The sequence below is a fragment of the Chryseobacterium sp. Mn2064 genome (assembly GCF_049319685.1).
Taxonomy (GTDB): domain Bacteria; phylum Bacteroidota; class Bacteroidia; order Flavobacteriales; family Weeksellaceae; genus Chryseobacterium.
Window position 1 is genome coordinate 770783 of record NZ_JBMOUE010000002.1, and the last position, 20044, is coordinate 790826.

Genomic DNA, 20044 nt, shown 5'->3' on the forward strand with positions numbered 1-20044 from the left:
TCACATACCCACCTTTAACCCAACTTATTGCGATTAAAATTCACGTATAATCAAGTGTCCAACGTAAATTTTAACACACTGATAAACAATAGGTTGTTTTGAACTCTAAGTTTCATATCAAGAAGCACATTACGAGAATAAATAAATCGATAAAAAATATCATAAAATTTTTGGCTCGATTTTTAAAAAAAAGTATCTTTAAATTGATAATTATCATTTTATCAATGAGTTGCCCTTCAAATGTCTCCCAGATTTATCAATTGATTGAAGATCAAAGAGGTTCACATTCTGTATTGGGAAATAAGAAATATATTTTATTTAAATCCCACCCATGAAATTATTGATGATTTAGCTCTTCATCTACACATAATTACTTTGAATGTAAAATCTCTGGCAGCACTTCAAACCATAACCGCTTTAGGAAATATGATTATTTTATCATTACAAAATAGCCCGGCTTAAAAAAATACTTAAAGCACCTTAAATAATATTTTATCTTGTATTGAAATTCCTCTTTTAAAAAGAGGAATTTCTTTCAATAATACATAGCAACAGGTATAGATCAATTTATTCTGATCGTAGTTTTACTACACTTTCAAAATTTCTCAAAATTAGTATGGGTGATATTGTCTAATTATCTATATTTGATACCAACACAAATCACTCTTTATCGATGAAAAAAAATCTTTCTAATTCTGAAAGGATTTCAGAGAATCATATTGCCGGAATTAACCGTGTGGTTAAGCTTGACATTGTGATTGAAGGGAAATCTATCAGTCATTTTAAACATTTCCGTTTACAGCAAAGCGCCAGAACGCATCATCATTTTGAACTGACTTTAGCTCATGATTCTTTAGGTGAGGTACAGAATCACAACCTTGAAGAAGCCAGACAATTTCTAGGAAAAAGAATTACAGTCACTTTCAAGTATAAGGATTACGAAGGTAAAAGTCCTGAAAGAACATTTGTAGGGGTTATTACAAAAGTCGCTTTTAGTCAAAAGCAAATGAGTCTTGGAAATATTGTTCTGGAAGGATATAGCCCAACAATTTTAATGGATTCGGCGCCTCATACCCAGAGTTTTGGTGGAAATCAATCGGCAAACACTTCTATTATTGCCGACAGAATCATTAAGGAATCTCTGGGAACCAGTAAGTTTGATTACAGAATAGAATCTCAGAATAAAGGATATATCAATTATAGCTCTCAATACTGCGAAACCCATTATAATTATCTTGCAAGATTAGCAGAAGCCTATGGAGAACAGTTCTACTACGATGGGTATATTTTACATTTTGGAAAACTTCCTCCATCTGAACAGCCTATCAAACTTGTTTATGGAAGCAATGTTACAGATGTACAGGTAGAGTTAAAAGCCATTCATACAAAACCCGAATATTTTGGATACAATAGCGATAGTCATGCTAAAATGCTTGGCTCTGATAACAAGATAAAACATCTCGGAGATTTATCTCAAAAAGCATACGAATTAAACGATCGTATTTTCAAAACACGATCGCTCACTCCTGCGCCTCTCAATGCTAATATGTTTTTGGACGTGGACGATTCCCAAAAAAGTGCAAGAGGAAGTAAAGCAGTAGAGGTTTTTACGGTTTCCGGAAAGACAACAGTCCCTTTTTTATATGTGGGTTGTGTCGCAGACATAGATATGAGAAATCACGACAGTAACCAGACTTCTCATTTCACAACATTAATGATGACCGAAGTAAACCATGAAGTTGATGCAAGAGGATATTATATTGGAAGTTTTGAAGCCATAGCTGAAGGAACAGGTTTCATGCCCAAACCTAATTTTACCGTTCCAAAAGCAGAACCACAAGTGGCTACAGTTATTTCCAATATAGACCCATTGAATCAAGGCAGAATACAGGTTCAATTTGACTGGCAGTTGCATGATACTACTCATTTCATTCGCATGATGAGCCCTGATGCAGGAGGAACGGATGTTATAAGCCAGAATAGAGGTTTTGTAGCGGTTCCAGAGATTGGAGACCAGGTAATGGTGGGTTTTGAATATCATAATCCAGACTTTCCTTTTGCCATGGGAGGAATGTTTCACGGAGGTATAGGATTGGGAGGAGGAATGGATAATCGGGTAAAATCTTTACAGACCAGAAGCAGACATAGATTGATGTTTACAGAAGATGAAAGTATTTTATTGACTGATAAAAGTGGCAATGAGCTGAGGTTTGATACAGAGGGAAGTAACATTAACATTACTGCCCCTGAAACCATCACTATAAAATCTAAGAACCTGAAGTTTGATATTGAAGAAAATATTGAAACCAAAGCAGGAAAGAATATGGATACGAATGTTGGACAAAATATTAAGATTATTGCCAAGCAGGAGATCAGCCAAGATAGTGGTAAGAAGACCATCATTAATGCAGGAACCAATACTGAAATATCAGCAAAGGCTCACTTAGACCTTTATGGCAAAGAAAAATTCATAGGTTATACAGATGGACAGACAGAGTTTGGAGCCAAAGACAGGATGCATGTCTATGGAGCTAACTCTTTATTGACTGCTAAAGACAAGATTGAGTACAAAGCTCCACAAATGAATAAGCTTCCTGAAAATGGGGAGTTTGAGTATACAAAAGAGAAACAGATTGTAAATATATATTGGGCATATGGAGAAGACAATACTCCATTAATAGATGACTCAAGATTCTATGTTGATATGAATTTGGTCGTACAAACAAGAAATTATGAAGAAGGAGAGAATATAGAGGTACTGATTAAATCTGAGTATGAAGAACCAATTGCAGAAGGTTTGCAAGAATTAAATCTATCAGGAGCCGTTGATAGAGATGGAATGGTCATCTTTAAAGAACCTTTAAAAGCTTATACTATTGAACTTATAACAGAAAACACATAGAAATCTTATCATGAAAATTAATAGTTTTATACCAACATTACTTGAACAACGGAGAGGTATTGTTGCAACAAGTGGGAATCAACAGACAAGACCTGTTCAGGTTTTAAGACCAAGCTGGAGAGATATGATTAAAAACTATCCAGATGTATCTATTAAATCAAAAGATCTATATAATGATATTGGGGGTAATTTTCCAAAATTCAAAACAGATAAAGAATTACTAGAATCCTATTTAGCTAATTCCTGTGCTATAAGAATGAGTCGAGGATTAAATCTGAGCGGATTTAAACTTCCTGCTAGTAATAAGGGCTATGGCACAGGAGGGGGAATCATGAGTGGGGATAATAAGCTTTCGTATTGGTTACGCGTTAGAGAATTAAGTCCATATCTTGCAGACCATCTAGGAAAACCTGAAATAGATATTAAGTTAGACAAAATACAAATGCCTGATGTTTACAAAAAAAGAAAAAATGTAACCTCTACCGAATGGCAGCAATTAAAAGCAATGAAAAAAGTAATAAGTACTACTGAATGGGCTAATCTTAGAAAAATAAAAGGTATAATTGTTTTTGATGTATCAGGGTGGGATGATGCAACAGGACACTTTACTTTATGGGATACACAACACTTAATATATCCTGGCGGGCCAGAGCATGACGATCCTACAAGTCCCAGATATTACTTTAGTATGTTATATCTTAAAATAAATAAGAAAAATGAGCTTGATTTTGTGCAAACTAATAGAATAAGAGTATGGGAATTAAAATAATAGCAGTCTTCATGTTAATTGGGAATACATTATATTCTCAATCAAAAGAAGAAATACAAATAGTAAAAAAATACGCATTACAAAAGTGTTTAAAAGAGAATTATAATTCAATTGACTCAACTTTTACTAGTCACGATTATTCAGCATCCTATATTGTACAAATAAAAAATGCTGATCCTAATATCTTGAATAAGGTAAATGATTTTACTATAAAGAATACTTCCCAATATTATAAGATGGGAGTCTCAGAGAATTTAGAAGATAGTAAAGCAAATTATGTTTTTTGGAATTGTATGGATTTCTATGAATCCAAAGACCTAGACAATTATGTAAAAAAAATTGTTGGAGTAGCATTAAAAAGGAAAACAAAAAAGTGATAATATGCCACAATACATTACTGATACCGCCCTACTAAAATGTGATAAAGGAGCTTCATCAAGTCCACTCACAGTAACCAGTCAGTCTTTCATGAATATTGAAGGAAAACCACAAGCTACAGAAGATGTAAACAACCCCATGCTAATATCAAACCTTTTGGTATTTGTAGTATTCTAAGATCATCCTGTAATCCGGCTCCGATAAAATGGCAAAATACTTCTTCATTTGAAATTGATGGCAAAAAAGAACTGTTAGACATTTCCACATGCCTGTGTTCTGTTGGTGGTAAAATTTCCGTTGTACGGTTTGTTCAGAATTTTGTTGAAGAATAGATCATATCCTTTTCTAAAAATCCTGTTAGATTTTGATAAAATAAAAAAAATATGAATATTATAACTGACAGCTTAATGAGGAATCCTGTATAAATCACGAGCTGTCGATCAACTGCATTTACTTTCATTGATTTGAAATTTTATTCGCTCCAAAGAGGATAATCAATATAACCATGTTTTCCGCCTCCATATATTGTGGTCTTATCCGGCTCACTAAGTGCAGCATTTTTTTCAAACCGTTCAGATAGATCAGGGTTTGCGATGTATAATCTTCCAAAGGAAATCAGCTTTGCAATGCCTTTTTCGAGTTCTGCTTCGGCAGAAGTCTTGTCGTATCCTGAATTAGCAATAACTGTCTGGCGAATCTTGCTACCAAATAATTCAATTTCATTGTTGGCACCATCATTTTCAGGTGAAGCGGAATAGGGGCTGCACCTCATGAGTTCTACATAAGCAAAGTCAAGCTTATTCAGTTCTTCAATCAAATAGATATAAGTACCGACAGAATCATCCAATACTATATCTCCGTAGGAATTGAAAGGAGATATTTTAATCCCCACCTTCTCCCATCCTACCGCATCAATCAATTCCTGCATCACCTCCAGTACAAATCGGGCATTGTTAGGGATGCTTCCTCCATAATCATCTGTCCTTTGATTAGCACTTTCGGCTAAGAACTGGTTGGGCAGATAACCATTGGCAGCGTGAAGCTGTACTCCATCAAACCCTGCTGTTATAGCATTTTTTGCGGCCTGACCATAGTCTTTTATAGTTTGTTTGATATCCAGAATTGTCATTTCCTGAGGAATCTCGTAGTCCTTCCTACCCTCCGAGGTAAAATGTTGCATTCCTTGGATAGGCAAAGATGATGGCGCAAAAGGGAGCTTGCCATTCCTATCTATAGAATGTCCTATACGGCCGGTGTGCCAAAGCTGAGCTATAATAACACCACCTTTATCATGTACTGCCGCTGTAACCTTCTTCCATGCTTCTATTTGTTGATCCGTGAAAATACCCGGCGTGAGCGGACTGCCCGTAGCTTCTTCACTAATCCTGATAGCCTCGGTAAACAGCAAACCTGCGTCTGCCCTTTGGGTATAGTATTCTACGGTCATATCTCCTACTAAACCATTTATGTCGGTACGACCTCTGGTCATCGCAGCCATAGCCATTCTATTTTTTAGGTTGATATTGCCTAACTGTATTTTTTCTAAAAGCTTCATACCGCTATTTTTTTTTATATTCACTGCTAGTCAACGGCTGGCAGCTAAACCCCGTTTACAATTCTTATGCAGTAGCTAGACATGTTTTTGATACATCACCTGAACTATCTGCATAAGATATTTTTGTAAAAATTATACTTCTTTTCGTCGTGCCATACCCTGAGCGATGATGCTGGCGGCAATCAATTGCAAAGCATGGTAAAGCATGAGTGGCAACAATACGATACCGGTGATGGTACTTTGCTGAAAGAGTACTTTTGACATGATAGTGCCGTGTACCAATGATTTTTTAGATCCACAAAATAATACCGTGATACGATCTTCATCTGAAAAGCCCAAAAAGCGACTGATCAGCCCAACACAAAAGAATACGGCAAAAAATAACACCATCATCCCCGCGGCTAATCCTGCAAGTTCAAGGGTGGTGAAACCTTCAAAAAGATGTTCGGAAAATGACTTACAAAACGAGGTGTAAATGATTGTGAGAATAATTGCCTGGTCAAAATATTTGAGGTGTTTCTTATATTTTTCAGCAATAGCTCCAAAACGGGAATTAAGGCTGATCCCGATGATAACAGGTAATAGGACCTGAAGAACCAACTTTATGAAGATATCAGTAACATCAAAATCGCCTGTTGCAGAAGCAATGAACATCCCAACCCAGAGCGGGGTAACTATTACTCCAATCAAACTGGAAATGCTCGCATTGAAAATGGCTGCAGGAATATTACCCTTAGCGATAGATACCATCACTACAGAAGATGAAACCGTGGACGGTAAAGCCGCCAGGAAGAATACTCCTAACCAAAGCAACTCAAAGTTAGTATGAACGAACAAAGGGCGAGAAGCTAAAACGATCAGCGGAAAAAATAAAAAGGTTGTCAGCTGAACGACGATATGCATTTTCCAGTTGGCGAGTCCGGCTTTTAGTTTTTCAACACTCAGTCGTACGCCATAAAACAAGAAAATAAATGATACTCCTACATTGGCAATTTCCTCCAGTGAAACAGGTTCTTTGACCAGACCAGGCTGCGGTAAAAAATAGGCCAGCAGAATCATGGTTCCTATCATTAACAGGAAACCGTCGAAACCTGCTTTCTTTAATACTTTTAATAACTTATTCAAAGGATTCTTATTATATTTTTCCGTTGATCCAAAATCATTTATCAATTAACACATAGGAACTAAACCGCAAATTCTTTGCGGATAATTTCAGCTCCTGCGCTTAAAGCCCTTAGCTTACCTCTTGCCACATTTCGGGACAGAGGAGCCATTCCACAGTTGGTAGAAGGATAAAGATTTTCGATATCTACAAACTCAAGCGTTTTACGTAATGTATCCGCTACTTCTTCGGGAGATTCGATCGTGTTACTTGCCACATCAATAGCTCCCACCATTACTTTTTTACCACGAACAAGTTCAATCAAATCTAAAGGCACATTGGAGTTGTGGCATTCTAATGATACGATATCTATATTTGAATTTTTAATTTTAGGGAAAATCTCTTCGTATTGACGCCATTCTGAACCCAAGGTCTTTTTCCAGTCATTATTCGCTTTTATTCCATAGCCGTAGCAAATATGTACCGCAGTTTCACATTTTAAACCTTCAATGGCTCTTTCCAGTGCTGCCATCCCCCAATCGTTTACTTCATCAAAAAATACATTAAATGCAGGTTCATCAAACTGAATAATATCTACTCCCGCATCTTGAAGTTGTCTTGCTTCTTCATTGAGGAGTTTCGCGAATTCCCACGCCAATTTTTCTCTGCTTTTGTAATGGTTATCGTACAAAGTATCTACCATTGTCATAGGGCCAGGCAATGCCCATTTTATAGGTTTATCAGTCTGCTTACGCAAAAATTTAGCATCTTCAACAAAAACTGCTTTTTGACGAGCCACCTCACCTACAACCACAGGAACACTTGCATCATAACGGTCACGAATTTTTACGACTTTACGGTTTTCAAAATCTACACCGCTCAAATGCTCAATAAAAGTGGTTACAAAATGTTGGCGTGTCTGCTCACCATCGCAAACGATATCCAACCCTGCTAATTGCTGTTCCTGCAATGTGATACGTAAAGCATCCTGTTTCCCTTCCAATAACTGTTCGGCTTCTAAATTCCAGGGTGACCATAGTTTTTCGGGTGGTGCAAGCCAGGCCGGTTTGGGTAAACTTCCAACAATTGAGGTTGGTAATAATAGATTCTTCATTATAGAAATAGTTTTAATTTTTTGTATTATTTAAAGATCGAAATTGGCAGACCACTTTTCTAAAACACTTTTGTAAGGCTTAATGAAATTCTCTTCCGTAAATTTACCTTGGTTAATTGCCAACTGGCTGCGTTCTTCGCGGTTGTATACAATTTTCGTTAAAGAATGGTCCTGGTTTTTCAAACTAGGCTTATAGCACAATCCAGCAACAGAATTGGCATTATAGATTTCGGGCCTGTAAATTTTTTGAAAGGTTTCCATTGTACTAATGGTACTGATTAATTCAAGGTTGGTATAATCAGCCAATAAATCGCCAAAGAAAAAAAACGTCAGAGGTGCAGCGCTATTTTTTGGCATAAAATAACGAACCTGTAAGCCCATTTTTTTGAAGTATTGCTCTGTTAACGAAGAACTGTCCGGTTCGTATTCAAACCCTAATATCGGGTGATGGTTTCCTGTACGTTGATATGTTTTATTATCTGATACACTCAAACAGATAACAGGAAGTTTGACAAAGTGGTTTTTATAGCTTTCTGAATTTACAAAATGTTTAAATATATTGCCATGCAATTCACCAAAATTATCCGGAATACTAAACTGGTCTTTATCCTTGTTATGTTCTAAAAGCAATACGCTAAAATCATAATCACGCACATACGAAGAAAAGTTATTCCCAACAATACCTTCAATATGTTTGCCTGTTTTATGATCGATAATATGCGTTTTTAAAATTTCAATCGATGGGAATGTTGCCCCACTACCATCAATATCAATATCCACAGAAACAATTTCTAATTCAACCGAATAGCGATCGTTATTGGGATTATCCCAGTTCGCCAGAGCATTAAAACGATTGTTGATCATATTAATGGTGTTGCGTAAGTTTTCCTGACGACTTTCGCCTCTTGCCAGGTTAGCAAAGTTGGTTGTTGTACGCGTACTGCTGGACGGTATATAATTCTCATTGAAATAAATACTCTTTAGTGTGAATACAAAATCATTATTGATGGTATTACGAGTGCCTTCCATATATTTTTTTTCATTTATTTTCAAATCTTGTAACATAATTGATTGTATTTAATGGGCAACAGTTTTTTTTATTTGCAAATTTCAAAATAAAAGATCAATTAAATTAAATACCATTAAAATTCAGTAAATTATTCTTCTCATATGTTTATAAAAGAATAATATTCTTTTTTCGATTGCAAAAATTTAAAAAACAGAAAATTATTCTTTAGAAAATCCGATAAGGATAACTTGAAGGGGCGGAAAGTACTCTAAAAAGAAGGTAAATTCGGCAAAAATTGATCTTTCACATCTATTCATGATAAGATTAAAAGACTCGAAAAAATAGGGGTTGAGAAATAATTATCACCAAGTACTTTCGACTCCTGACATTCTGTTGTCACAAGCTAGGTTTAAATTTGTCTCATAACAATTTATTAAACTATAAAACATGAGAAACCTATCCAGTACAGTATCCAATTCCACCGAGTTTCCAAAGCCTACTATGATTTCAGTCAATGATGTGATATTAGAAGTATTTGAAGCAGGAAAACAAAATTCAGAGAACCCGATTGTTCTCTGCCACGGTTTTCCGGAACATGCATTTTCCTGGCGTTATCAGATACCTGCTCTTGTTGAAGCAGGTTATCATGTCATTATCCCCAATCAACGTGGCTATGGCAACTCATCTTGCCCAACCGAAATAACCGATTATGATATAAAGCACCTGACGGATGACCTTATTGCCCTACTCGATTATTATGGATACAAGGACGCTACCTTCGTAGGTCATGACTGGGGTGCAAATGTTGTCTGGAATCTGGCATTACTGCATCCTGAACGGGTCAATAAAATCATAAACTTAGCTCTGCCTTATCAGGAACGCGGAGAACAACCATGGATTGAGTTGATGGAAACCCTATTTGGAGAAGACTTCTATTTTGTTCATTTCAATAAGAAAGTGGGAGTTGCAGATGCTATCATGCATGAAAATACAGCTCGATTCCTGCGTAACCTATTTCGAAAAGACGTACCTCCCGCTCCACCTGCTCCGGGAATGCTGATGATCAATCTTGCAGGAGAAGAAAAACCTTTGGGAAAGCCTTTAATGGAAGATAATGAACTGTCTGTATTTATTTCTACCTTTGAATTGTCTGGATTTACCGGAGCTATAAATTGGTACAGAAACCTTGATAGAAACTGGCACCTGATGGCGAACATACAGCCAATCATTCATCAGCCAACTCTGATGATATATGGAGAACAGGATACGATTCCAAAGTCTGAAAATCTTAAAAATATCGTTCCTAATCTTGACATTGTCAGTTTAGATTGTGGTCATTGGATTCAGCAGGAAAAACCTGAGGAAACCAACCGTTCAATTGTAAAATGGTTAGCACAGCAAAATGCATAATAAGGAAATTGAAACATATTGTCCGCAAAGTCAAACAGATTGGAGACAATGGTTGGAGAAGAACCATCAGTCCAAACAATCTGTTTGGCTTGTTTATCATACAAAAAAGTCGGACATTCCTTCTTTAAGTTGGAGTGAAGCCGTTGACGAAGCGCTTTGTTTCGGTTGGATTGACAGCACAAGGAAAAAGGTTAACGATATCTCGTTTATGCAGTTTTTTGGCAAACGTAAACCGAAAAGCAACTGGTCAAAAATCAACAAAGAAAAAGTTCAGCAGCTCATTGACAGCAAAAGAATGACAAAACAAGGCTATGAAAGTATTGAAATCGCAAAAAAGAATGGATATTGGACAATCTTAGATGAAATAGAAGAAGTGATAATTCCGGACGACTTAGAAATTGCTTTCAAAAAACATAAGGGCTCGAAAGATTATTTTTTAAGTTTAAGCAAATCAACAAGAAAAATAATCTTATGCTGGATTATCCTCGTCGGAAAACAAGAAACCAGGCAAAAGCGTATAGAGGAAGTCGTAGAAAGTGCAGCACTGAATCTTAAACCAAGACATCTACGATAGAAAAGGTTTAAACGGATAACTAATAAGTCTCGTGTTATTATCTATAAAAGCATTAATAAAAATAGCCAATGATACAGATTAGGTTCTGGCCACCTACATATAGGAAACTGATCTCAAAGTGTAACTATTCAGCTCAATACCGAATGTATTTCCATCAATGGATTCAAGCAGGATCCTGCAGCACCTTTCGGAAGATTTAAAACAATCAGTACACTTTTTCAACACTTATGGAGCACTAGCAAATCAGCAACAGTCTATATTCTCCATCATTTTCTACAGGCGCTCTATGAACACAAGGCAAAACCTTCTGTGCTGGATGATCTACAGCTAAACGCCAAAGATGGCCTAATTTTAAATTAGTTGGCTCTGCATTGGGTTTGGGCTGATAATGAAGATCGAAGAAACAGTCTTTCAAAAAATCTTCAAATTCCGATTCAGGGCCATCATGGAGTTCTTTAAGTTTTTCTCTGATTTCAGGAATTAAAATTTTCTGTTCTACCTGATCATTAGGTAAAATATCACTCGCGGCGCCATAATAAGTACATAGAAAAGTATCTGTTCCCACGGGGGAGCGATCTACATGAAAGGAATAGACATCTGTAGAGATAAAATCAAATTCTTCATCCCGATCATAGGATTTCAATAAATTGAGAGAAGGTAAAGCTCCAAAATCTGTTAACTGCTGTAAATCATTCAAAATAATTTCCCTTGCAATGCATCCTTTTTCTGACAAATCGAGGGACAAAAGGTCTTCGGGAGATATTTCTGTTATATTTTCTTTTAACTGAAGTTTGGATACAATTTCTTTAAAGTCTCCGGCTAAATTTCTGTACCAGCAAAGAGCATTTGTACTTCCCTGAAAATCGGTATTCATCAGTTCAGAAAATGAGGAAACGATACCTATTTGACTGTTCCCGGAAAACTCAGTGTCCATATGTTAGAATAAATTATCTACAAAAATAAGGAATAGATCAGAAGAATGGCAGGGATTGTATTTGTTTTATTATATACTTTAACCAAGGTCAACCTCATCGCAATCCTATAATTTAGACCGTTCTATTTTAAAACGTAAAACTTCTTACCTTTTCTGATAGTTTATTAATATCAATGTCTTTATTTTTATCATTACCTATAACACTAAAAGCCAGAAACTGCGGTGTTATTTTGGTTTCAGCATCATAGATATGAGATTTCACGGTAGCAAAAGCCTGAAGAGCGTTCGCTATTGAGGAAGAAGACAGATCTGTAGTAACGGGAACCAACGCATTGATCTGCTGAGAACTTATACCATTAACCCTTACTTCAAGTGATCCTGCAATTTTTTTCTTATCTGCTGCTAAACTCAGTCCATATAGGTTGGCAAGGTTTATTCCTGAACTTTTAGAGACAATCTTAGCAACCATTCTTACACTTATTCCTATCAATGCGTAATAATTTACATTCGTAGAGGCATCATTAATAAGAATGGTTTGAGTTTGGGTATAGTCATAAATAACAGTGTAGCTTTTATTATTGACAGACAGGGAGTTTCCAATCAAAGAAAGTACTCCGTTTCCATTTTCCTCATACAAGGTAACGTTAGATACCAAATTGGGAAAAGAGGGCAAGAGGGTTCTGTCATGCTTCACATCATGTACAGATTTTTTCTCGATCAAATCATTGGAGTTGAGATAGCTTATCTGCCCTTCATAGCTTTGAGGAACAGTAAAGGAAATAAAATTGGTTGCAAACAGATCATGAACAGTCTGTCCCCAGCAAAAAGTGATCATCAGCAATAAAGCTGCCGTTAGTAGTTTTTTGATTTTCATGGCTTTATTTTTTTAATTAAACATCTGGTTTCATATGATAAGAAGAGAGTCTTATTCTATTGGTATAAGATTGTTATATAAAATTAAGCATAAAATGAGCTTAAAGAAATACTCCTTTTGTGTTATTTTTTGATGTTATTGGGAATCATTCATAAGATTGAATATGATAAAAAAAACAGCACCATCCGTAGAATAGTACTGTTTTATATATAAGGTTATTAGTTTTCAGTTTGGTTTTTTACTTCTTAAGTATTTTTTCTGTTACTGTTGAAGATTTTGTTTTTAATTTTATGTAGTAAACTCCTGTTTGAAGAGAAGATAATACTATTTGCTCCTGCGTCATATTTAAAGGACCCTGTTTGATCAACTGTCCTGTTGCACCATAAATTTCATAGGAAACCAAAGGCTCCTTGCTTCTAACGGTAAGAACATCCTGTACAGGATTTGGATACAGCTGCATTCCTGCCTGGGCTGCAGTTTCTTCAACTGACATCTGACTGCAAGCAGATTTCGCATATTTTGTAAAAAAAGATTGAGATTTCCCTCCTATTACATTCACTCCCATTGTATTGATCCCATCATTAGGATCGGTAAATAATTGATCATGAAAAAGACCTCCCAAGATATAGTTTCCATCATTATCTACAGCAATAGCAGTAAATTCATCCTGAGAATCATAATTACTCTTAACTTCCGCAGCTCCAATAATGGCTCCCGAATCTTTATTAAGACGTACTAATAAAGGATCTGCTTTATCCCCATTCGGACGCACCATAGAATAGCTTCCCCAAATGTCATTCCAGCTTCCTTTGGCAAAGGCCAGCTCATTTCCGTTAATAGCGAGCTTTCCTTTTACAAAAGGATATCCTCCAAAACTTGTGATTCCGTCAGCAATCTTCGTCCATTGCACGCTTCCTCCGGAATTTAATTTCATCACAAAAGGGGTTTGCCCCTGATAAGAAGAGGAAGGAAAAGTATAGTTTCCAAAAGTGGGCGTTGTACCTATCATAAAATAACGTCCAGAGATGTAGATATCCGAAGATGTGGGATCTTTTATAATGGAATGAATTTCATCATCCAAAGAAGTTCCTGTAATGTTGGTGGTAATTTCCTTTCTCCATAATTCTGCTCCTGCAGTGCCGTCAAAAGCAAGCAGAAACGCCTTCTTGGTAAAAGGAATATTGTTATAGGCAAAATCTTCCAACCCTGTAGTCTCTTGCATCCTGTTTCCCGCAAGATAATAACGATTTAGGGATTCGTCATACAGCAAATTCACTTTTCCTTCTGTAGCTCCCGCTTTCAATGTTCCTGTAATAGGAAGCAATACCGGCGTTGAAGGAGTCATGTTACCATTGTCATAATTGAATTTTACAAGATAATACTGAAAGGATGACGAATAACTAGATGGCACATTAATCAGCCCATTCAAATGAGTTCCGGCCCTGAAACCTAACACAGCATGAATATTTTTGGACGAATCCATATACATCATATGAACATCACATATTCTGCTGAGATAATTGACATCTCCCTGTAAAGGTTTGCTCCATGCCAATATACCGTTGGAGGTATTATATTTTAATAAATAAGCCGATTTATAGCCCGGGTCTGGAGTGGTAAGATCCGTAAAGGTATACGGCGGAATGGTATGGGTATCATCAAAATGTATAGGAACAGCACTCGGATCATTGGTATCCGCCGCATTATAAAGCGTTGCCATTACATAGACCCCTCCGTTATTATCTACCTTGATATGCCACGCATTCTCCCCATTTCCAGAACCTCCTATCGCTCTTGACCACCTTATATTTCCCTGACAATCAGTAGAAAATAAAAACAAATCACTAAGCCCATAGTTGGTAACGGCTGACCCGTTAAGGTTTTGTCCCTGCTCCCGCATGGTAGCCAGATAATAGGTATTATTGTTGTTATCTACGGCAATATCACGTATAGATTCGTCAAACGGATATGAAAATCCCGGATCGGCAGATCCTGATATCCCACCTGCCTGTTTTGACCATTGCCATTGATAAGTCTGGCTGAAAGATAATGCCGGAAATATCAGCATCAGTCCCCAGAGTTTGTTTTTCAATTGTATCATAAATATTCATTTTGTTATTACATCCTATAAAAAACAGTGCTCTCCGAAGAGAACACTGATTTATATGTCACTAATTTTTAATTAGTTTTCCTTGCAATGAGGTATCTCCTGTTTGTACAATGACAATGTAAACACCTTGCAACCAGCTGGAAACTTCTACATCCACCTGTCCGGAAGATGCTTTCAGTTCTTTACGGAATTTGATATTGCCCATGGCATCAAAAACTGTAACCTGTTTTGCCTGTAAACTTTCATTGCCTGTATTATAAGAGATTTTCACTTTTTCTTTCGCAGGGTTTGGCAGCATTTTCAGCGAAGGAGCAGAAGTTACACTTACTCCTCTTTTTGCTTTGATACCTCCTTCCCAATTAGGATCCACTATTTTAGTGATAAACTTACACGTTTCATTCATGAATAAAATTTCATCAGATCCTGAGAAATTCGAATTCGGATAGAACACAAATGAATTGCTGTTCAAATCATACATTCCGCCTGCAGGAATAGTAATAATAGACGGGAAGTAACTTCCGTATCCATTAGCACTTGAAACATTCAGAGTAATCGCCTGGCTTCCGCTATTAATGATTACGCCATGAACGTTATAGTGATCACCAGCCCATTCAAGACCTTTTATTTTAGCATCCAATTTACAATCTGTCTCTACTCCACATTCTTTACCAGGGAAATAATTCAGATTTCCAGAAGTATACTGACATCCTAAATGGTTAATCTGTAACTGATAAGTTCCTGATGTTCCAAGATAAAGTGGGTTAATAAAGTTATTGTTGGCACTTTGAATACTGTTTCCAAACAGCTGCCATTCATGGTGATCAAATATTCCTTTTGGTCCAAGAATATAGCTCTTTCTATAGCATTCATCATAACATCCTGTAGGGAATACCCACATCAGACTTTCAAGACTTAAAGGCACCTGAGTCTGACTTGATACTTTACAACCACTTGGTGCGGTATAGGTTACTTCGAAAGCACCTCCTTCATTCACCACAATAGATTGTCCTGACATTCCATTGCTCCAGTTGTAATCTCCTACAGATGGTCCTGATGCCGTTAATTTAACCTGATAAGGCTGACAGCTCAGTAAACTGTATGTAATAGAAACCGGAGACGGTGGATTGCTTACCGTAAGGGTAAAGTTTTTAGAACTTGTACATCCTGAAGTACCTGGTGTTCTTACTTCTAACGTATACACATACGTACCCGCTGTAAGTGATCCTGTGTTATAAACAATAGGATAAGGAGAAGAAGCCCATGCCGCGACTACAGATCCATTCTTTTTCCATTGATATTCCAGTGTATTATCAGTCACAATACCGCTAAGTACCGTAGATGATCCTGCGCAGATATTCGCTTTTCCGGAGATATTAACGTATGGAGGCGTTTTCAGTGTCACGGTAGCCGCTTTGGTACTCATAATGTTTGTTTTACAACCATCTGCAGATACCAGTACCGGCCAGTAGCTTCCTGACTGTGTAGGGGTAAATGTCATTGAGTTAGGTGCTCCATTTACAGGCTGGGAACCATTCATCCAGATATAACTTGTAGGAGTTCCAATAGTGCTTACAAAGCTGATCGTAGGACCACTTCCTATGCATCCGACAGCATTGATTGGTACAATATTTCCGTCAAGAACTGCTGCTTTGATGGAAATAGGTACATCAGGAGAATAATACACACATCCAAGTGGAGTCTTCACCATAAGCTTCACAGTGGTATTTCCTACCGTATTGATCGTAACCGCTGTATTGGCTCCAGAAGCCACTATTGAACTTGTGGAGAAATACCATGTATAAGTATTGGCAGGGTTATAACTGGACGGGCTCAGATTAATAACTTCTCCTACACAAGCAGAACTTGGAATGATAAAGTTAGTACTTGGTAATGGCGCCAATGTTATCGTCTGAGTCGTAGTACACGGCGGAAGACCTGGTGCAGACATCGTCAAATTAAACGTATAGGTACCAGGAGCCAGATTATTATAAGTAGCCGTCTGACCAGACTGACTTGGCTGCCCTCCACCACTGAATGTATAGGTAATCGGTGAAGTGATAGCAAAGATGGTAGAAGTATTATGAAGCGTGATATTATATCCGTTTCCACTACAAACCGTGCTTACATTGAATTTAGGCTCATAATTTTTTCTTACTTCTACTCCTTTGGTATACCAGCATGTTCCATATCTTAAACGTACGAAAACAATATGTGCTCCTGCAAGAGTCGTTTGATACGTTGCAGTAGATGCTCCCTGAGGAGAAACCAGATTAAGTACACTGTCGGAAACCCATTGAATTTCATTAGGAGTTCCTACATAGCTTAAATTAGTAACACTGATTGTATTACAAGCCGTCCATTGAGGAGTAAAATTAATCTGAGGATCTGTTGTACAGCCACTGCTACTTGGACAAGACTGAATTACTTTAACCTCCTGAGAAAAGACAACACAGTTGTTTTGATCTGTTGCCTGTACTTTGTATACTCCAATAGCATTAGCTCCTGATATTGTATATACATTAGTCGTTGCTCCTAAGATTGGCATATTATTTCTATACCACTGCCATCCTGTCGTGTTAGTAAGTCCTGTAGAACTATTAGCAGTAAGGGTATAAGGAGACATTGTAAGCGGATCACAAACTGCAATATTATAGACAGGGGAAATCGTAATAAATGTTTCCGGGAATATCGTAAAGTTTGCACTTGCCGTCGGCTTATAGTTACAACCATTGGTACCGCTGTAAGTTACAGTGATCGTTTGAGTAATGTTACTTCCGGTTGTATTTTGAATATATCCATACGGAATAACATAATTTCCTGATGAATTAAAGGTCGCAGGGTACGACGTTCCATTTGGAAAGCTGAATAGAACCTGGCTGGCTGAAGTAATCGTTCCCTGGTTAACTGATAAGTTAACATTAGATCCCAAACAGATGTTTCCAACATTGATAAAGCTAACAACAGGAAGTGTTAATAATGATACAGGAATAGAAACATTGTAGGTAACCCCACATTTTACTATTCTTAAATTAAGGTTAGTACTACTGTTTGAACCTGCAATTTCATTGAAATTTACTGTAATGTTTGAAGTTCCCTGCCCTCCAACAACACTTCCGAAGCTGGAATTAGCAAAGCTCCATTCCATAAAGTCAGGAACGATACCATTAAGGTTAGCACTGAAGGTCTGTGTACTACTTGGACAGAAAGGTCCAGGGTTTGGATTGATTGTAATTGTACTCAGATCCAGTTTAGAAACATTCAGTGAAACCGGAGCAGAAAGACATCCTGCTGCTGAATTTGCAGCTCTGTTTCTTACTGATACCACGTAGGTGGAAGCCGTTGAGTTGAATATTACGGTTACTGATGATCCTGTATTACTTCCCTGAATCGTTCCGTTTGTCACTTCCCACACAGGGATCATTCCCGGATCTACGGAGCTTATTGTATACACATAAGGTTTTCCTGCGCATACTTTTTTCTCTCCTGTAATAGATCCTGTTGGTGCTGCCGGAATAGGCATTACCTTAATTACTCTTACATTACTTTCGCACCCTCCTCCCTGCTTAGTAGCAGTAATAGTGTAAGTGCCCGGAGTTGTAAATGTGTATCCAAACACTCCTGTTGTAGCGGGTGATGTATAAGTTGAACCTCCTGAGGTAACTTTCCATATAACCGGTACATTCGGAGAAGCGGTAAAGGTCTGGGCAGTTCCTGCACAAATTTCGTCTGTACCTCCACTTATCACTACCGGATCTTCTACCACGATAGTAATCGATCCTTTACCTCCACATGATAATAATGTATTCTGATAATCTGCTGTAAGCGTATAAGTTCCCGGCTGGCTGCCAGAGAAAATCACTTCATTTCTCTGCTGCGTATAATTCAGCTGACCGCCTGCAGGACCTGAAAGAGACCACTTAACACTTGTAGTAGGCCACTGAGGAATTGCATACGTGTACTGCTTGTTAGCACAAACAACAGTCTGTCCTTTAATCTCTACTTTGGATAGGATAACCGGAATTTTGATGGTGGTCCACTCCGGACAAGCACATTCTGACAGGTACATTACGTAACCAAATCCGTCGGCAGGATTTACCTGATCCCATTTTACTTCAATCGAGTTACCATTATTGCTTACAATGGATCCGCCGATTACTTTCCATTTTCCTTCTTTACATCCGTCCTGAGCAGTGTACTTTTCAACACTACCTTCACATACTACTGATGCACAGGTAATTTCTACCGGAGGAGCTTTTAATACCTCAATTTCTTTTTTAAAAGAACTTTCGCATCCGCATTTATTGGTAACCGTAAGACGAATAGTATAAATTCCTGGATCGGTGTACACATGGGAAGGTTCAAAGGCTGTAGATGTTGTTCCATCTCCAAATTCCCAGTAATAGTTAATGATATCCGAACCGCCGTTCTGTTCAGAAAGATTGTCAAAATAGATCGTCGTATTCTTACATACTGAATAATCTAAATTTACCATTTCAAACTTGGCAATCGGTCTATTGATTTTCTCAATACAGATGGTCTGATTTTCAACAGTTCCGTCATTATACGTAATAACAGCCTGTAAAGAACCACTGCCTGCGTTTCCCCACTGGACATTTGCCAAGGTATTTCCCGTACCTGAAATATAAGAATTTCCTCCTGAAACCGTCCACTGGACACTGGACACGTTCGAACCAGCGACCGTATACAGAACCGATGAATTCTCGCAAACCCGGAGGCATTGCGATGAGTTGATGTAGGAGGTGGCTACGCCATTATCTCCTTGTCCTTCTTTTTCGCCACGGAATTCCTGGCAACCGACCTGAGAGGTCCATGTAATTCGAGCTTGTGCTTGCAGTGCCCACGGCACCAGAAGCCAACATAGTAGCAGCCATCTGAAGATGCACTGCCTACTAAAGTAGGTGTTGTTTTTCATAGTTATTAAAAAAGTGTTATTAATTTTCTTCCAAATTAGTAAAAAAATTAATACAAAAATCATTTAACAGTGAAAACAATTGCGAAATTAAAACCTATACATCAATTATATAAACATATTCTTTACTAACACTTATTTCACTTGCATTATAGTTATTTGTAAAAACCAATTCAGAGAAGCCTCAGAAGCCGAAATTTATTTTTTACCTACATCGTTTTAAAAGAACAAAAAAAATTCTATCAATCAATAAAAAATTATAAAATTTTAATTAAAAATACTTTTATATAGAAAATTTTAAACAAAACAATTAATCAAAGAAATAATATGATCCTTTTTTTAAATTTTGGAACATCTTTTCAACCCAAAATCTTGCTTGATTT

General features: G+C 37.2%; 15 protein-coding genes. 7 read left to right on the forward strand and 8 right to left on the reverse strand.

From position 1 onward, the window contains the following. Window positions 1-673 precede the first annotated feature (673 nt). From ACL9RH_RS10605 to ACL9RH_RS10625, 5 genes are read left to right on the forward strand one after another with little or no spacing between them, the layout of a single operon-like run. The gene (locus ACL9RH_RS10605; protein ID WP_422693332.1) at window positions 674-2902 is read left to right on the forward strand and encodes a type VI secretion system Vgr family protein; all 2229 of its coding nucleotides are present in this window, start codon (window positions 674-676) and stop codon (window positions 2900-2902) included. Between the two features lie 10 nt (window positions 2903-2912). Beyond that, window positions 2913-3671, forward strand: a complete 759-nt coding sequence (locus ACL9RH_RS10610) for a T6SS effector amidase Tae4 family protein (protein WP_422693333.1) — start codon at window positions 2913-2915, stop codon at window positions 3669-3671. Further along, window positions 3656-4048 carry a hypothetical protein gene (locus ACL9RH_RS10615; RefSeq protein WP_422693334.1) on the forward strand — a complete coding sequence of 131 codons (393 nt, stop codon included), beginning with the start codon at window positions 3656-3658 and terminating at the stop codon, window positions 4046-4048. Before ACL9RH_RS10610 ends, ACL9RH_RS10615 begins: the two co-directional genes overlap by 16 nt. A 4-nt stretch (window positions 4049-4052) precedes the next feature. Beyond that, on the forward strand, window positions 4053-4226 hold the full coding sequence (locus tag ACL9RH_RS10620; protein ID WP_422693335.1) for a hypothetical protein: 174 nt from the start codon (window positions 4053-4055) through the stop codon (window positions 4224-4226). Beyond that, window positions 4220-4381, forward strand: coding sequence for a PAAR-like protein (locus ACL9RH_RS10625; RefSeq protein ID WP_422693699.1), 162 nt, complete (start codon window positions 4220-4222; stop codon window positions 4379-4381). Before ACL9RH_RS10620 ends, ACL9RH_RS10625 begins: the two co-directional genes overlap by 7 nt. Before the next feature lie 140 nt (window positions 4382-4521). On the opposite strand, the gene ACL9RH_RS10630 is transcribed toward ACL9RH_RS10625, so the two are convergent. From ACL9RH_RS10630 to ACL9RH_RS10645, 4 genes are all read right to left on the reverse strand, one after another. Continuing rightward, window positions 4522-5604: an alkene reductase gene (locus ACL9RH_RS10630; protein ID WP_422693336.1), complete on the reverse strand. Its 1083-nt coding sequence runs from the start codon at window positions 5602-5604 to the stop codon at window positions 4522-4524. Window positions 5605-5736: 132 nt separating this feature from the next. Then, window positions 5737-6729, reverse strand: coding sequence for a bile acid:sodium symporter family protein (locus ACL9RH_RS10635; RefSeq protein WP_422693337.1), 993 nt, complete (start codon window positions 6727-6729; stop codon window positions 5737-5739). Window positions 6730-6788: 59 nt separating this feature from the next. After that, window positions 6789-7820, reverse strand: coding sequence for a methionine synthase (locus ACL9RH_RS10640; RefSeq protein ID WP_422693338.1), 1032 nt, complete (start codon window positions 7818-7820; stop codon window positions 6789-6791). A 30-nt stretch (window positions 7821-7850) separates the two neighbouring features. After that, window positions 7851-8885 carry a DUF1852 domain-containing protein gene (locus tag ACL9RH_RS10645; protein ID WP_422693339.1) on the reverse strand — a complete coding sequence of 345 codons (1035 nt, stop codon included), beginning with the start codon at window positions 8883-8885 and terminating at the stop codon, window positions 7851-7853. Between the two features lie 391 nt (window positions 8886-9276). Here ACL9RH_RS10645 and ACL9RH_RS10650 point away from each other — a divergent pair, with 391 nt between their 5' ends. Beyond that, a complete protein-coding gene (locus tag ACL9RH_RS10650; RefSeq protein WP_422693340.1) occupies window positions 9277-10239 on the forward strand; it encodes an alpha/beta fold hydrolase in 963 nt (320 codons plus the stop codon). Next, the gene (locus tag ACL9RH_RS10655) at window positions 10232-10813 is read left to right on the forward strand and encodes a YdeI/OmpD-associated family protein (RefSeq protein ID WP_422693341.1); all 582 of its coding nucleotides are present in this window, start codon (window positions 10232-10234) and stop codon (window positions 10811-10813) included. The genes ACL9RH_RS10650 and ACL9RH_RS10655 overlap by 8 nt, the downstream gene beginning before the upstream one ends. Before the next feature lie 235 nt (window positions 10814-11048). On the opposite strand, the gene ACL9RH_RS10660 is transcribed toward ACL9RH_RS10655, so the two are convergent. From ACL9RH_RS10660 to ACL9RH_RS10675, 4 genes are all read right to left on the reverse strand, one after another. Beyond that, entirely contained in the window at window positions 11049-11747 is a 699-nt protein-coding gene (locus tag ACL9RH_RS10660; protein WP_422693342.1) for a DUF1826 domain-containing protein, read from the reverse strand. Between the two features lie 127 nt (window positions 11748-11874). After that, window positions 11875-12621: a hypothetical protein gene (locus ACL9RH_RS10665; protein WP_422693343.1), complete on the reverse strand. Its 747-nt coding sequence runs from the start codon at window positions 12619-12621 to the stop codon at window positions 11875-11877. Window positions 12622-12859: 238 nt separating this feature from the next. Beyond that, on the reverse strand, window positions 12860-14722 hold the full coding sequence (locus ACL9RH_RS10670; RefSeq protein WP_422693344.1) for a T9SS type A sorting domain-containing protein: 1863 nt from the start codon (window positions 14720-14722) through the stop codon (window positions 12860-12862). 70 nt (window positions 14723-14792) lie between these two features. Continuing rightward, the gene (locus ACL9RH_RS10675) at window positions 14793-19664 is read right to left on the reverse strand and encodes a PKD domain-containing protein (RefSeq protein WP_422693345.1); all 4872 of its coding nucleotides are present in this window, start codon (window positions 19662-19664) and stop codon (window positions 14793-14795) included. Between the last annotated feature and the right edge of the window lie 380 nt (window positions 19665-20044).

Bases quoted from the DNA above. Each gene is read 5' to 3' on its own strand.
- ACL9RH_RS10605 (WP_422693332.1), top strand. From the start codon at position 674: ATGAAAAAAAATCTTTCTAATTCTGAAAGGATTTCAGAGAATCATATT.
- ACL9RH_RS10610 (WP_422693333.1), top strand. From the start codon at position 2,913: ATGAAAATTAATAGTTTTATACCAACATTACTTGAACAACGGAGAGGT.
- ACL9RH_RS10615 (WP_422693334.1), top strand. From the start codon at position 3,656: ATGGGAATTAAAATAATAGCAGTCTTCATGTTAATTGGGAATACATTA.
- ACL9RH_RS10620 (WP_422693335.1), top strand. From the start codon at position 4,053: ATGCCACAATACATTACTGATACCGCCCTACTAAAATGTGATAAAGGA.
- ACL9RH_RS10630 (WP_422693336.1), bottom strand. From the start codon at position 5,604: ATGAAGCTTTTAGAAAAAATACAGTTAGGCAATATCAACCTAAAAAAT.
- ACL9RH_RS10640 (WP_422693338.1), bottom strand. From the start codon at position 7,820: ATGAAGAATCTATTATTACCAACCTCAATTGTTGGAAGTTTACCCAAA.
- ACL9RH_RS10645 (WP_422693339.1), bottom strand. From the start codon at position 8,885: ATGTTACAAGATTTGAAAATAAATGAAAAAAAATATATGGAAGGCACT.
- ACL9RH_RS10650 (WP_422693340.1), top strand. From the start codon at position 9,277: ATGAGAAACCTATCCAGTACAGTATCCAATTCCACCGAGTTTCCAAAG.
- ACL9RH_RS10655 (WP_422693341.1), top strand. From the start codon at position 10,232: ATGCATAATAAGGAAATTGAAACATATTGTCCGCAAAGTCAAACAGAT.
- ACL9RH_RS10660 (WP_422693342.1), bottom strand. From the start codon at position 11,747: ATGGACACTGAGTTTTCCGGGAACAGTCAAATAGGTATCGTTTCCTCA.
- ACL9RH_RS10665 (WP_422693343.1), bottom strand. From the start codon at position 12,621: ATGAAAATCAAAAAACTACTAACGGCAGCTTTATTGCTGATGATCACT.
- ACL9RH_RS10670 (WP_422693344.1), bottom strand. From the start codon at position 14,722: ATGATACAATTGAAAAACAAACTCTGGGGACTGATGCTGATATTTCCG.
- ACL9RH_RS10675 (WP_422693345.1), bottom strand. From the start codon at position 19,664: ATGAAAAACAACACCTACTTTAGTAGGCAGTGCATCTTCAGATGGCTG.